Origin of the sequence: Photobacterium sp. 53610 (assembly GCF_036409375.1) — a bacterium.
GTDB lineage: Bacteria > Pseudomonadota > Gammaproteobacteria > Enterobacterales > Vibrionaceae > Photobacterium.
In genome coordinates, this window is record NZ_JAXOFS010000002.1 from 634,162 (window position 1) to 647,622 (window position 13,461).

The window sequence follows — 13,461 nt, forward strand, 5'->3', positions numbered from 1 at the left end:
AGTGATAATTATTATTCTTTGCTCATCGAAACACCATTCAGCCCTCTAAGCTGATGATTTTCAATCATCTTGATGCAGTATTACCCTGTTCCCATTTATCCCTAGCCAATTAATAGACCGTCGATGAATTGACGCTTTGCGAACCCACACGAATTTTGCTGCTTTCCATAATGCTCCGCTGTCCACTGTTGCAGGCTGTTTTGCCATCCTCCCACCCCTCGTCATACCGGGTATCAGAATCGGTCAGCGTGATATCTTTCATATAGGTTGTTTCAGCTACACCTTTCAGCTTTAACGCACTTTCACAGCCCTGGTTGAATCCATAATGATAAATACTGTCATACGGTTCTTGATTTACATAAGCCTCGGGGAAAAGTGTGTACTCACCGACTCCGTATTTTGAATCCATCCCGGAACACCCTGTCAGAATCCAGAAACTGAAAAACATCACTGATATTATTTTCATTGCCGTACTCCTGTATTACGACGCAGCTTGTTATGTCTGAATTTTAGACGACTTCCGGCGACTGCCACGTCACGATCTCAGAAAACAGCCACAAAAAAGCCGCGAATACGCGGCTTCCGTCATTCCATGCGCTTTATCAGCGTGGCTTATTCTGCTTCCAAGAGACGATTTAATCGCTCGAAACCCTGTTCCAGATCCCGGATCAAATCTTCGGTATCTTCAAGGCCAATGTGAAGACGCAATATCGGGCCGGCAAAGTTTTTCTTCTTCGCCGTCCGCAGGGAATTGATATTCTCGTTCGCCAGAATCAGGCTTTCAAAACCTCCCCAGGAATAACCCATACTGAAATGTTCCATCCCATCAAGCAATGCTGTCAGCGCTTCAGTATTTCCGCGGTTCAGAACGACCGAAAACAGACCGTTACATCCTTTGAAATCCCGCAGATAGAACTCGTGTCCTTCACAACTTGGCAGTGCAGGATGGCGGACATGATCCACTTCAGGACGCTCAGCCAGCCAGCGGGCAACCTTCAGACTGTTTTCTTCATGCTGACGCAGACGGACCCCCAATGTCCGCAAACCACGCATTGCCAGATAAACGTCATCCGGTGAAGTACATTGCCCCATCAGATAACTGTGTTCACGCAGCTGATCCCAGCAGCGTTCATTGGCCGTTGCGGTTCCCAGCATCACATCAGAGTGTCCGACAATATATTTGGTCGCGGCCTGAATCGAGATATCGACACCATGTTCAAACGGCTGGAAGTTGATCGGTGAAGCCCAGGTGTTATCCAGCATGACCACGATATCATGCTCATGGGCAACCCGCGCCAGCGTTGGGACATCCTGCACTTCCATCGTGATGGAACACGGAGATTCCAGGAACAGTACCGTCGTGTTCGGGCGAATCAGTTCGCGAATCTCTTCACCGATCAACGGGTCATAATAGGTTGTTTCAACACCCATTTTTGCCAGCACTTTGTCGCAAAAATCGCGGGTTGGTTCATAAGCGCCGTCGACCATTAATATATGATCGCCCGCCTTCACAAACGACAGAATGGCATTCGATATTGCGGCTGTACCGCAGGGATAAAGCGCGCAACCAACGCCTCCCTCCAGCTCAACCACCGCATCCTGAAAAGCAAAGTGAGTATTGGTGCCGCGACGTCCGTAAAAAAGCGCCTGTTTGGCGCGGTTCGCTGTCGCATGCTTCATTTCAGCGACCGAGTCGAAAACGATCGTTGATGCACGGCTGACCGGAGGATTCACAAGATGCTGAGTCCATTTTTTTGAACGACCAGCGGTGATAATTTTGGTATCTAATGCTTTTTTGTCTGCCATGCTGTTCCCAAGTCTGTTCTTTGGTCCGTCAAAGGATCGGGCCTGTTGACCCAAGCCATGACAAAAATGTCATGGCTTTCAGTGAATAACTCAGACGTTAACATCTTCTTTGATGTTTGGGTACAGCTCAGCAGTACAGGTTTTTATCTGATTGCAGCATAAGATATATCGTTCTCTGCTCTGTCTGCCACTGGCTGAGTCCGGCGCGGCGGCTGGGCCTGAGGCATCATGACTGCCTGCGGATCAATCATTTCAAGACGGGCCCGGTAATTCAGGCATTCACCCATCACTTCGGATTCACCCGCAACTTTCGCCGTTAATACAGTCAGCAGTATCGCCTTATAGGCAAAGTGACGATGTAACTCAATCGCCAGACTGGCAGAACAAGGCTTGTCACCAACGGGGCGTAAAACCTGCAATGCCTGCCGTTTCGGGTAAAGCTGAAAGACATTGTGATTAATTCCGCTGGCTTCCCGGATCTGGCTGCGAATTTCACATCTGGACAGCGGGCTGTAATACGCATGTTCTTCCTCACCCGCAATCCGTTTCAGGTACGCATAATGAAGATTGGTCATTAAGCCATTCATCGCAGGCAGGCTGAGGAAAATGATATCTTCATAATCTTCGCCCAGCGTATGAAATATCCCACGGCTCTGGGCCACAAAACCATGGTTTAACAAACAACTGATCGACTTTAATCCGGTCATGTACTGTGCCAGCACAGCCAGAATCGCAGTATACAGCTCCGGCGGTTCAGTCACCTGTTCCTGAACGTTTTCCTGCAGTGTCTGAATCTGGAACTCAAGAAACTGTACAATCTGATGGTTCAGCTTCATCTCTGCGTCATACATAATGCCACCCCCATAATTCACAACTGCCCGAACCCAAAGGGATTCAGGATGCACAGCCTGATTTTGTCGTCCTGTCTGAATGACATCATTTTCAGACAGCGGTGTGATCTCTATGCAATTTGGGTGCCGAGCATCCGTCAATGCAATGAAGCGTATCAATAAAAAGACTGGGGATAAATTTGTGATTTGCTTCTCATTTTGCAAGGCAAAATGCGAAGTGCTTCGAAATCAAATACATTTAGCAGGTCGGGTCTCAGCAAGTGCTAAACCGTAGCACCCCCATGGTTCAGCCGTAGGAACATCAGGCAAGAAGCCAGACTGTAAAAACGACTGACAGCAGCATTCGCTGATTCAATAAAAAAAGCGCTGGAAAACCAACGCTTTATTTTTTAAACCTTGCTGACTGATTTATTTGTGGCTTTTCAATATGTTTAAATTTCTGACAGTCTGTCCGTTTTCGCGGCACAGATGAAATCATTTTTATGCAGGCCTTTGATTGAATGGCTCCACCAGTTCACCGTCACTTTCCCCCATTCCAGGGTAATGGTCGGATGATGGAACTCTTCCTCAGCCATTTCCGCAACTTTATCGGCAAATGCCCAGGCCAGTTTGAAGTTTTTAAACTTATACACTCTTTCAAGCTGTTTAATGCCATTGACATCCAGCACCTGCCACTCCGGAATTTCTTTCGACAGTTGCATCATTTCACTGTCTGTCACCATAGGGGCATCAATTTGACAAGCTTCGCACTTCAATTCAGTTAAATCAGACATATTCCCCAACTTGCTCCTTGTTCTTTGGTGGGTATAAAGGTGCATGCAGACCCAGTGACTGTGCCTGATGAACCATGCTCATAATGTCTTGATGAGCCAGCTCATAGAGTTGCTGGATCCCATCAATTTCAAAATATATCGGCTGCATAATGTCGATGCGGTACGGCGTACGTAACACATCAATCGGATCAAACGCTTTGTAAATTGGCTTATCGCTTGTCATCGCATATTCAGTTTCACCCGGTGACGACAGAATCCCGCCCCCGTAGATGCGACGTTCACCGTGCTGACGCATCAGGCCAAACTCGACAGTAAACCAGTACAAACGCGCCAGATACACACGCTCTTCTTTTGAGGCAGCCAGGCCAAGCCGGCCATAAGTATGCGTGAATTCAGCAAATGCCGGGTTGGTCAGCATGGCACAATGGCCAAAGATTTCATGGAAGAAATCCGGTTCCTGCAAATAGTCGAACTCTTCCCGGCAACGCAGGAAAGTCGCAACAGGAAACTGCTGGTTCGCCAGCAGGCTGAAAAAACGGTCAAAGTTAATCAACGCCGGGACTTCAACACACTGCCAGCCCGTTGATTTTTTCAGAACCGCATTAATTTCAGCCAGTTGCGGAACACGATCAACCGGCAGCTTCAACAGTTCAAGTCCCTGGATATATTCATCACAGGCTCTGCCCTGAATACAACTCAGCTGACGTGTCACCAAATCGTGCCAGATTTGATGCTCATCATCAGACCAGTGAATCACGCCGTTTTCATCCGGCTTGTTCGATACATACTTTGTCGCTTTACCCATAAAACAACCTTCTATATCTCTTTGCCTTACCTTGGCAATTCTCAGCGCAGCGGCTTCTTTTGATCCGCTCAGCCAGATGTGTCTTTACATCTGCTTCAGCAGAAACCGGGGCTGCTCCCTATCTCGTTTAAGGGTAGGCGTTTTCGGGATCGCAATGGAACCATCTGTCCTGAATCGCAAAATCACATCAGTGTAACAATATTTTTACATACACTTTGTTGCGTTGGTCTGATGAAACACGGTGGAAAAAGACAAACAGAACTTTTACTTAGTCCATCAATAAGAACATACAGTTATGTAAAAAAAAACGCACACTCATAAAAAGCGAATATCAGCCGGGGGGTTGCTTGTTCATTCGCTCTCAACCAGAGTTAAAGCATCAGGTTAATACAATGTTAATCCGGTATGACCACATCAGCTGAGATCACCTGCTATGCCGGGTACTCCTCAGCTGCGGCACCGGCAGACAAGGATAGAGACAGCGGGTTCAGGGATGTACTGACTGAACCGGGCTGTCATCGTCAATGAGGACCATTAAGATGCGTCACTGGTTTCAATTTCCGATTATCGAAGGTAAAGCATCCCGTCAGGCACACTGTGACCTGCCAGATGGCACCTATGAGCGTGAATGCGGTAAGGAAGGTTTCTTCGGCCCCGCCAGCCATATGTACCACGACAACCCGCCGACCGGCTGGGTGGAATGGGATGGCCCGCTGCGCCCCCGCGCGATTGATACAACGCGTCTGGAACAGCCAGGTCAGTCTCCCTGGGATGCATCCCTGGTTCTGTTCAACAATCAACTGAAAATGCGCGTCTGGAACACCTCACAAAGTATGGACCATCTGGTCCGTAATGGTGACGGTGACGAAGTGCTGTTTGTCCATCAGGGCAGTGGCCACCTTTACAGTGACTATGGCCACCTGACATTCCGCGACGGCGACTATATTACGATCCCGCGCGCAACCAGCTGGCGTATTGAAGTCGATGAGCCCGTGTCTCTACTGCTGATCGAAGCCACCAACAGCGGCTACCAGATGCCGGATCGCGGTCTTGCGGGTCAGCATGCCGTGTATGACCCGGCGGTTCTGGAATATGCGCGCATCGATGACGCATTTCTTGCCCAGCAAAACAACGATCAGCGCTGGCAGGTGAAGCTCAAAGCACGAAATCAGATGAATACCATCACTTACCCGTTCAACCCGCTGGACGCACAGGGCTGGAAAGGGAATCTGACCGTGTTCAAACTGAACTGGCGTGATATTCGCCCTCTGATGAGCCACCGCTATCACCTGCCGCCGTCGGCTCACACGACGTTTGTCGCAGATGGCTTCGTGATTTGTACCTTTGTACCGCGTCCGATCGAATCGGATCCGGGTGCACTGAAAGTCCCGTTCTATCACAACAATGACGACTACGATGAAGTGCTGTTCTATCACCGTGGCAACTTCTTCAGCCGTGACAACATCGAAGCCGGGATGATTACCCATCACCCCTGTGGTTTCTCTCACGGCCCGCATCCGAAAGCACTGGCAGCCAGCATGTCACAGCCGAAAAAAGAAACTGACGAGGTGGCAGTGATGATCGATACCCGCTATCCGCTGGAAGTGGCAGAGCTGCCGGATGGTGTTGAAAACAAAGATTATGTGTATTCCTGGATCAACCGGAAGTGATCCCCGGGTCAAAAAACAAGCATTAGATTTACATTGTAAAGTAAGGAGTAAAACGTGAAATTAGCCTCATTGAACCATGGCCGTGACGGACAACTGATTATTGTTTCACGTGATCTTACCCAAGCCGTGCATGCGCACGATATCGCACCGACGCTGCAATTTGCGCTGGATAACTGGGAACAGGTCGAGGCAGATTTGCAGCACCTGTACCGAAACCTGAACGATGGCATCGCGAAGGATGTCTTTCCGTTCAACCCGGCACATTGTGCCTCGCCGCTGCCACGCGCATTCCAGTGGGCAGACGGCAGTGCTTACGTCAACCACGTGGAACTGGTCCGTAAGGCTCGCGGCGCAGAAATGCCGGAAACCTTCTGGACAGATCCGCTGATGTATCAGGGCATGTCCGATGGTTTCCTTGGTCCCCGTCAGGATATTGAGATGGCGGATGAAAGCTGGGGCATTGATTTCGAAGGCGAAATCGCTGTGATTACCAACGATGTTCCAATGGGAACACGGACCGAAGAAGTCCATGGCCACATCAAACTGCTGATGCTGGTCAACGATGTTTCGCTGCGCAACCTCATCCCTGCTGAACTGAGCAAAGGCTTTGGATTCTTCCAGTCCAAACCGGCTTCTGCTTTTTCACCTGTCGCCGTGACACCGGATGAGCTGGGTGAGCGCTGGCACGACTACAAAGTACATCACCGCCTGACCGTTCATCTGAATGACGAACTGTTCGGGGAACCCAATGCCGGTGTGGATATGACCTTCAACTTTGCAGAACTGGTGCAGCACGTGGCGAAATCCCGTCATGTCAGTGCGGGAACCATCATCGGTTCAGGGACCGTCTCAAACATCGACCGTTCGAGCGGTTCCTGCTGTCTGGCAGAACGCCGGATGCTGGAAATTATCGATCAGGGTCAGGCCGTCACGCCGTTTATGAAATTTGGCGATAAAGTGAAAATTGAAATGTTCGATGATCACGGTGACTCCATCTTCGGTGCGATCGAGCAAACCGTGGTGATGTATGAACACCAGTATAGCCCGGCTGATCTGAACCACCATCAACCGAACTGACCAGGAGGCCGGATGACGCTTTACGATTATTTTCGCTCATCCGCCGCCTACCGGGTGCGCATCGCGCTCAACCTGAAAGGGCTGCGCTATCACAGCCACCCGGTTTCACTGGTGGAAAAAGAGCAACAAACCCCGGCTTATCAGGCCATTAATCCTTCGCAGCTGGTGCCGACTTTAGAAACAGAGCACGGCTATCTGAGCCAGTCTCTGGCAATCCTTGAATATCTGGACGAATGCCATCCCCAGTCTCCTCTTCTGCCTGCCGATCCTTGGCAGAAGGCACAATGCCGGGAACTGGCGCTGATTGTGGCCTGTGATATTCATCCGGTGAACAACCTGCGTATCCTCAGTTATCTGACAGGCGAACTGAACGTCAGCCCGGACGACAAACTCGCCTGGTATCACCACTGGCTGAAAGCCGGTCTGGCTGCACTGGAAACCCGGATGGCTTCCCGTCATCAGCAGCATCCCAGCACATTCTGCTGCGGTGAGACGCCGTCACTGGCTGACCTTTGCCTGATCCCGCAGCTGTATAACGCCCGTCGGTTTGAGCTTGATTTATCGCCCTATCCTACACTGGTAAGGATTGATGAAGCTTGTCAGGCTCTGGAGGCATTCAGGCAGGCCCATCCGGACAATCAGGCCAAATAAACTCTCACCAGAGCCGGAACTGAAACATCAGGTCAGCCATTCAGGACGTAGCCATCACGATAAGGACAATAACGATGAGCATGCAAGACCATCATCTGGAAGAAGCGTCAGCGCCAATCTTGTGGCAACCGACAAAAGACAGTATTCACGACAGCCTGCTTTACCAGTTCATGGTGGAATTGAGCGAGCGGGAAGACACCCTGTTCCATGACTACCAGCAACTGCATCACTGGTCCGTCCGGCACAGCGAACATTTCTGGGACCGCCTGTGGGATTTCTGTGGTGTGATTGGTGACAAAGGCGACCGGGTCACCGATTGTCCGCCAAACAGCACTGAACCGGCCAAAGATACCCTCTGGTTTCCGGATGCCCGGCTGAATTTTGCAGAAAATCTGCTGGCCTATGGCAATCAGGCACCAAACAAAGACGCAATCGTCTTCCATTGTGAGGGCCAGCCGGAATGGCGCCAGCAACTGAGCTGGCAGGCACTTCAGCAGCAGGTTTCTCAGCTCAGCCAATACCTGCGAGCTCAGGGAATTACTCAGGGCGACGTGGTTGCCGGCTACCTGCCCAACCTGCCGCAGACACTGATTGCCATGCTGGCCACCAGCGCAGTCGGAGCCATCTGGACCTCGACCTCGCCGGACTTCGGTGTCGACAGTGTGGTTGAACGCTTCGGGCAGACCTGCCCCAAAATTCTGTTCGCAGCCGATGGTTATTTTTATAACGGCAAGCGACACAGCTGCATCAACAAAGTCAACGCGATGCTGAGTGAACTGCACAGTGTCGAGAAAGTCGTGCTGATCCCTTTCGCCAGTCTGAACGCACCCACCGATTCTCCTCTGGCAGAGCGGTATCAGGACTGGCACGATGTGTTAGCAGCCTTTCCCCCAGCACCGATTCAGTTTGAACGTGTTGCGTTCAACCATCCGCTGTACATCCTCTACTCCTCCGGCACCACAGGGAAGCCGAAATGTATTGTGCACAGTGTCGGCGGTATCTTACTGAATCACCTGAAAGAACACATGCTGCACAGCAATGTGAACCCAGGAGACCGGGTGTTTTACTTCACCACCTGCGGCTGGATGATGTGGAACTGGATGGCCAGTGGTCTGGCAGCCGGGGCAACCTTAATTCTATATGACGGTTCACCGTTCTATCCGGACGGCAATGTGCTGTGGGACATGGCTGATCAAGAAGGCGTCACCTTATTCGGCACCTCCGCCAAATATCTGGAAGCGCTTGAAAAACAAGGTTATCAACCAGGCAAGACCCATCAGCTGCCTTATCTGAGAACACTTTGTTCCACCGGCTCCGTGCTGGCACCGGAGCAGTTCGACTATGTGTATGAGTCGATCAAATCGGATTTACAGTTGGCATCGATTTCCGGCGGCACCGATATCTGCGGCTGTTTCGCGATTGGCAACCCCATCAGCCCAGTGTACCGGGGCGAGTGTCAGGGCCGCGCTTTAGGGATGGATGTGCAGGTTTATGATGACAACGGGCAATCGGTCATCGATGCTCAGGGAGAGCTGGTGTGCTGTAACAGCTTCCCGAACCAGCCCGTTGGATTCTGGAATGACGAAGGGGATCAGCGGTATCACAGCGCTTACTGGGAGGTGTATCCGAACACCTGGCATCATGGTGATTTTATTCAGCTGACCCGCCACGGTGGCCTGGTGTTCTTTGGTCGCTCCGATGCAGTGCTGAACCCGGGCGGCGTCCGTATTGGCACCGCAGAAATCTACCGGCAGGTGAATCCGATGGATGAAATTACCGACTCCATCGTCATCGGCCAGAACTGGCAAAATGATGTGCGTGTGGTGCTGTTCGTTCAGCTGGCCGCAGGTCATCAGCTCGATGAGACGCTGCAAGCGAAAATTCGCCAGCGTATCAAGGAACACTGCTCGCCACGCCACGTCCCAGCAGTCATTCTTGCGGTGACTGATATTCCACGGACCAAGTCCGGCAAACTGGTCGAGCTGGCCGTCCGGAATGTGGTCCACCAGCAACCGGTCAAAAATGTCGGTGCGCTGGCAAACCCGGAGGCGCTGGAACAATATAAGCATCGGCCTGAATTGTCGTGCTGACTCGTGCCGACTCAAGAAGTCAGTGATGCCTGAAGGTGATTCAACGGGGTCTGTAAATTCATTCAGCCGTAAAGCCATCATAAAAAAACGCCCCGCACGGGGCGTTTATGTTTTGAAAACCACAGCCGGTCTACAGCAACAGTCCATCGTCAATCGGACAGAATAGGCTGGCTTCATTGATCAGAGACGCTGCTGTCAGATCCGGCACGCCATACAGTTCAACCTGTTTACCTTTGCCGACGCGAAGCTTATTCAGCAGCAGATCAAAATCGCCGTCGCCGGAGACCAGCACCACCACGTCAGCATCGACAGAATATTCCAGCGCATCAATCGTGATCCCAACATCCCAGTCGCCTTTGGCTGAGCCATCTGAACGCTGGATAAAAGGTTTCAGCTTCACATCAAAACCAATCGCCCGCAGGATGTTCTGAAACTCCTGCTGCTTCCGATCGCCCCGGTCAATTGCATACGCAAATGCAGCGACCACTTCCCGTCCCTGAGTCACCTTTGCCCAAAATGTGTTGTAATCAAAATTGCGCTGATAACGCTGCCGGGATGTGTAATAAACGTTCTGCACATCGACAAAAATGGCCACTTTTTCCATCAAATCAAATCCTGTTCATCATTTCATTGTGTTCTCGGAACACTTCATATTGTTGTTCTTATCTGCCGAAACACGGCCACCACAGCGTGAAGTCTGAACTGACCTGCAACCGGGGTCAACGCCCGGCTAAATATTGTTTGGGGGATTTCCCCAGTGCCTTTTTGAAAAAAGTGATAAAGGCACTGACCGACTCATAACCCAGGTTTTCAGACACCCGCTGAACCGGTACCCTTGAATTCAGCTGCTGCAGGGCGACGACGATATGTAATTGCCCCCGCCACTTCCCGAATGTCATCCCCACATGTTTCTCCACCAGCCGGGACAGAGTCCGCTCGCTCATGGCATAGTCTGCCGCCCACTGGCCGATCGTCCGCCGGTCCCCCGGATTGTCCACCAGAGCTTTGGCAATCAGATGTAATCTCGGTTCTTCAGGAACAGCGAAATCAAACCGCGCCACAGGCATCTGCGAAAGCTGAGAAAGCAAAACTTCCGCCAGTTTATCTGTTTCGCTGCCCGGTGAATATTGCTGATCCTGCACGGATAAATACAGGATCATTTCCCGAAGCATCGGAGAAACAGACACCGTACACACATCCTCCGGCATCACAATCGCGGAAGGCTGAATAAATAGCATGCAGCCTTCACCATCTTCAGAAATGCGGTTACTGTGCGGCATATTCCCCGGGATCCATACCGCCGTCTGAGGCGGGACCATCCAGATTGCCTCTTTGATATGACTGGTCACATAGCCGGTGGTCGGCATCACCAGCTGACCCTTCTCATGCTGATGAATCGGCGATTCTCTGTCGGCATCTTTGCCCACTTTCAGAGCAACAGCACGCTGCGGAAAAGACGTACTGTCATATAAAGCTTCACTGACGGGTTTCATCATGACTGTTTTTAGTAATAAATTGTCAAATTCACTCAATTAAACAGGATTCAGGCCACTTACACTAGCCCTACCTTCTGATTCATTCACTGAGACAAGTATGAAAAAAACACATCACCACATCCTGTTTCTGATATCCCTGACGCTCACCGCCCTCATGATGCGGGCGCCCTTTACCAGTGTGTCGCCCCTCCTGGAAGACATCAGCCGTACCCTGTCTTTATCATCACAGAGCGCGGGGTTACTCACCACATTACCTTTACTGGCTTTTGCTTTTTTCTCTCCGCTAGCTTCAGTCACTGCGTCTAAAACAGGCATCGAAAAGGGCATTTTGCTGGGATTATTAGCTGTCGCTCTGGGGATCGGGCTGCGGGGCACCGGCAATACCACACTGCTTTTTACTGGCACCGCGCTGATCGGTTTAGGCATTGCATTTTGTAACGTGCTGTTGCCCGCCTTTCTGAAGCGCCGTTATCCGGAACGTGCGGCAGCCTATACGTCTTTTTACATCCTCATCATGGGCATCGGTGCAGCCGTGGCGTCCACCCTTGTGGTGCCCGTTGCAACACTGGGCGGTGGAAACAACTGGCCGCTGGCCTTAATGGCCTGCCTGCCGATTGCAGTGCTGGCCGGACTGACCTGGCTGTCGCAACTCAGCCACGCGACCCGGACATCCGCAGCGACCTCGACGGAGCAGGTCGTCTGGCGCTCGGCAGCAGCCTGGAAACTCACCGCCTATATGGCCATGAATTCATTGATTAACTATGTTTTTGTGGCCTGGTACGCCGTGATTGTGCAGGAAATGGGTTACAGCACAGAAGATTCTGGGCTGTATCACGGGATTGCGCTGCTTTCCGCCATGATTCCCAGCCTGATCATGGTGCCCTTACTCAGTAAGCTGAAAAGTCCGCTTTACCCTTGTATTGCCGCCGTACTTTTGACCCTCACCGGCATTGTCCTGCTGCTGATCACTCAAGAGACGGCACTGCTCGCTGGCGTCTTGATTGGTATGGGCACCAGCCTGGGATTCATCATGGGCATGTCGATGCTGAACTGGCATTCAACAGATGCAGGCCACGCTTCTGCGCTGTCCGGCATGGTGCAGTCCGTCAGCTATCTGGTCGCAGCAACCGGTCCGGTCATCTTCGGCTCTTTCCATGACCTCAGCGGCGACTGGCACTTCAGCCTGAAAATCCTGCTGGCATGCAGTCTTGTCTGGGGTCTTTGTGCAGTTCTGGTTTCACGGCAGGGGCAAAGCGTTGATTCGGAGCCATCGACTCAGCAGGAAAGCCATTAAAATTCACGAAAGTTGGGCACGTGATGACGTGCCCAACAGACAGGTGAACCCAACCACTTAGCGCTGCTCAGCAAATAAATACCGGGCATGAAAATGCAGGTGGTCTTCTATGAAGCTGGCAATGAAGTAATAGCTGTGGTCATAGCCTGCCTGCATGCGCAGCTCCAGCGGAGAGTCATGCAACGCCGCAGCAGCTTTCAGCGCTTCCGGTTTCAGCTGTTCATTCAGGAAGTTATCGGCATCCCCCTGATCAACCAGCATCGGCAATTCTGCTTTGCCCAGCTTCAGCAGTTCGCACGCATCATACAAGCGCCAGTCATCTTTGTTGTTCCCCAGATAAGCAGCAAAGGCTTTCTGCCCCCACGGACAATTCATCGGATGGCTGATCGGGCTGAATGCAGAGACAGAGCGATACATATCCGGATGCTTCAGTCCGATGGTCAGTGCGCCGTGCCCGCCCATGCTGTGCCCGAAGATCGATTTCACAGCAGACACCGGGAAATGTGCTTCCACAATGCCCGGCAGTTCTTTGACCACGTAGTCATACATCCGGTAATGCGCGTTCCATGGCGCCTGGGTCGCATTCAGGTAAAAACCTGCGCCCTGCCCCAGATCGTAGTTTTCATCGTCTGCCACCCCTTCGCCGCGCGGGCTGGTATCCGGCATGATCAGTGCGATTCCCAGGGTTTCTGCCACCCGGAATGCCCCCGCTTTCTGGGAGAAGTTTTCATCGGTACAAGTCAGACCGGACAGCCAGTACACCGAGGGCACAGGTTGTGCTGAAGATGCCGTCGATGGCAGAAAAATAGCAAACCGCATGGTGCAGTTCAGCGATGTGGATTCATGGGTATATTGTTTCAGCCAGCCGCCAAAAACTTTATTCTGACTGGCGAGTTCGAGGTTTTTCATGCCGCATTCCTGCCTTTCTTCACGGTTTTCTCGTTTTTT

General features: G+C 51.5%; 13 protein-coding genes. 5 read left to right on the top strand and 8 right to left on the bottom strand.

Translation table 11 applies throughout. The annotated features are described in order from the left end of the window. Window positions 1–109: 109 nt before the first annotated feature. The 5 genes from SPK40_RS09520 to phhA form a co-directional block, all read right to left on the bottom strand. A complete protein-coding gene (locus SPK40_RS09520; protein ID WP_330960286.1) occupies window positions 110–409 on the bottom strand; it encodes a hypothetical protein in 300 nt (99 codons plus the stop codon). A gap of 203 nt (window positions 410–612) precedes the next feature. Continuing rightward, a complete protein-coding gene (locus tag SPK40_RS09525) occupies window positions 613–1,806 on the bottom strand; it encodes a cystathionine beta-lyase (RefSeq protein WP_330960287.1) in 1,194 nt (397 codons plus the stop codon). A gap of 143 nt (window positions 1,807–1,949) precedes the next feature. Next, a complete protein-coding gene (locus SPK40_RS09530) occupies window positions 1,950–2,657 on the bottom strand; it encodes a hypothetical protein (RefSeq protein WP_248141972.1) in 708 nt (235 codons plus the stop codon). A 431-nt stretch (window positions 2,658–3,088) separates the two neighbouring features. Further along, window positions 3,089–3,430: a 4a-hydroxytetrahydrobiopterin dehydratase gene (locus SPK40_RS09535; RefSeq protein WP_248141971.1), complete on the bottom strand. Its 342-nt coding sequence runs from the start codon at window positions 3,428–3,430 to the stop codon at window positions 3,089–3,091. After that, window positions 3,423–4,235, bottom strand: coding sequence for a phenylalanine 4-monooxygenase (gene phhA, locus SPK40_RS09540; RefSeq protein ID WP_248141970.1), 813 nt, complete (start codon window positions 4,233–4,235; stop codon window positions 3,423–3,425). Before phhA ends, SPK40_RS09535 begins: the two co-directional genes overlap by 8 nt. 539 nt (window positions 4,236–4,774) lie before the next feature. Here phhA and SPK40_RS09545 point away from each other — a divergent pair. The 4 genes from SPK40_RS09545 (at window position 4,775) to SPK40_RS09560 (ending at window position 9,723) form a co-directional block, all read left to right on the top strand. Next, window positions 4,775–5,905, top strand: a complete 1,131-nt coding sequence (locus SPK40_RS09545) for a homogentisate 1,2-dioxygenase (RefSeq protein ID WP_330960288.1) — start codon at window positions 4,775–4,777, stop codon at window positions 5,903–5,905. 54 nt (window positions 5,906–5,959) lie between these two features. Further along, window positions 5,960–6,982 carry a fumarylacetoacetate hydrolase family protein gene (locus SPK40_RS09550; protein WP_330960289.1) on the top strand — a complete coding sequence of 341 codons (1,023 nt, stop codon included), beginning with the start codon at window positions 5,960–5,962 and terminating at the stop codon, window positions 6,980–6,982. 12 nt (window positions 6,983–6,994) lie between these two features. Next, entirely contained in the window at window positions 6,995–7,633 is a 639-nt protein-coding gene (gene maiA / locus SPK40_RS09555) for a maleylacetoacetate isomerase (RefSeq protein WP_330960290.1), read from the top strand. Between the two features lie 74 nt (window positions 7,634–7,707). Then, the gene (locus SPK40_RS09560) at window positions 7,708–9,723 is read left to right on the top strand and encodes an acetoacetate--CoA ligase (protein ID WP_330960291.1); all 2,016 of its coding nucleotides are present in this window, start codon (window positions 7,708–7,710) and stop codon (window positions 9,721–9,723) included. 130 nt (window positions 9,724–9,853) lie between these two features. Here the strand turns inward: SPK40_RS09560 and SPK40_RS09565 are convergent, their stop codons facing one another. Next, window positions 9,854–10,327 carry a LabA-like NYN domain-containing protein gene (locus SPK40_RS09565; RefSeq protein ID WP_248141965.1) on the bottom strand — a complete coding sequence of 158 codons (474 nt, stop codon included), beginning with the start codon at window positions 10,325–10,327 and terminating at the stop codon, window positions 9,854–9,856. 115 nt (window positions 10,328–10,442) lie between these two features. Then, entirely contained in the window at window positions 10,443–11,219 is a 777-nt protein-coding gene (locus SPK40_RS09570) for an AraC family transcriptional regulator (RefSeq protein WP_330960292.1), read from the bottom strand. A gap of 97 nt (window positions 11,220–11,316) precedes the next feature. Here SPK40_RS09570 and SPK40_RS09575 point away from each other — a divergent pair, with 97 nt between their 5' ends. Then, on the top strand, window positions 11,317–12,513 hold the full coding sequence (locus SPK40_RS09575) for an MFS transporter (protein ID WP_330960293.1): 1,197 nt from the start codon (window positions 11,317–11,319) through the stop codon (window positions 12,511–12,513). A 57-nt stretch (window positions 12,514–12,570) separates the two neighbouring features. On the opposite strand, the gene fghA is transcribed toward SPK40_RS09575, so the two are convergent. Then, entirely contained in the window at window positions 12,571–13,422 is an 852-nt protein-coding gene (fghA, locus tag SPK40_RS09580; protein ID WP_330960375.1) for an S-formylglutathione hydrolase, read from the bottom strand. Between the last annotated feature and the right edge of the window lie 39 nt (window positions 13,423–13,461).

Excerpts from the sequence above, each read along its gene's own strand:
- SPK40_RS09545 (WP_330960288.1), top strand. The coding sequence starts at position 4,775 with ATGCGTCACTGGTTTCAATTTCCGATTATCGAAGGTAAAGCATCCCGT.
- SPK40_RS09530 (WP_248141972.1), bottom strand. The coding sequence starts at position 2,657 with ATGTATGACGCAGAGATGAAGCTGAACCATCAGATTGTACAGTTTCTT.
- SPK40_RS09560 (WP_330960291.1), top strand. The coding sequence starts at position 7,708 with ATGAGCATGCAAGACCATCATCTGGAAGAAGCGTCAGCGCCAATCTTG.
- SPK40_RS09575 (WP_330960293.1), top strand. The coding sequence starts at position 11,317 with ATGAAAAAAACACATCACCACATCCTGTTTCTGATATCCCTGACGCTC.
- fghA (WP_330960375.1), bottom strand. The coding sequence starts at position 13,422 with ATGAAAAACCTCGAACTCGCCAGTCAGAATAAAGTTTTTGGCGGCTGG.
- maiA (WP_330960290.1), top strand. The coding sequence starts at position 6,995 with ATGACGCTTTACGATTATTTTCGCTCATCCGCCGCCTACCGGGTGCGC.
- SPK40_RS09535 (WP_248141971.1), bottom strand. The coding sequence starts at position 3,430 with ATGTCTGATTTAACTGAATTGAAGTGCGAAGCTTGTCAAATTGATGCC.
- SPK40_RS09565 (WP_248141965.1), bottom strand. The coding sequence starts at position 10,327 with ATGGAAAAAGTGGCCATTTTTGTCGATGTGCAGAACGTTTATTACACA.
- SPK40_RS09525 (WP_330960287.1), bottom strand. The coding sequence starts at position 1,806 with ATGGCAGACAAAAAAGCATTAGATACCAAAATTATCACCGCTGGTCGT.
- phhA (WP_248141970.1), bottom strand. The coding sequence starts at position 4,235 with ATGGGTAAAGCGACAAAGTATGTATCGAACAAGCCGGATGAAAACGGC.
- SPK40_RS09520 (WP_330960286.1), bottom strand. The coding sequence starts at position 409 with ATGGATTCAAAATACGGAGTCGGTGAGTACACACTTTTCCCCGAGGCT.
- SPK40_RS09570 (WP_330960292.1), bottom strand. The coding sequence starts at position 11,219 with ATGATGAAACCCGTCAGTGAAGCTTTATATGACAGTACGTCTTTTCCG.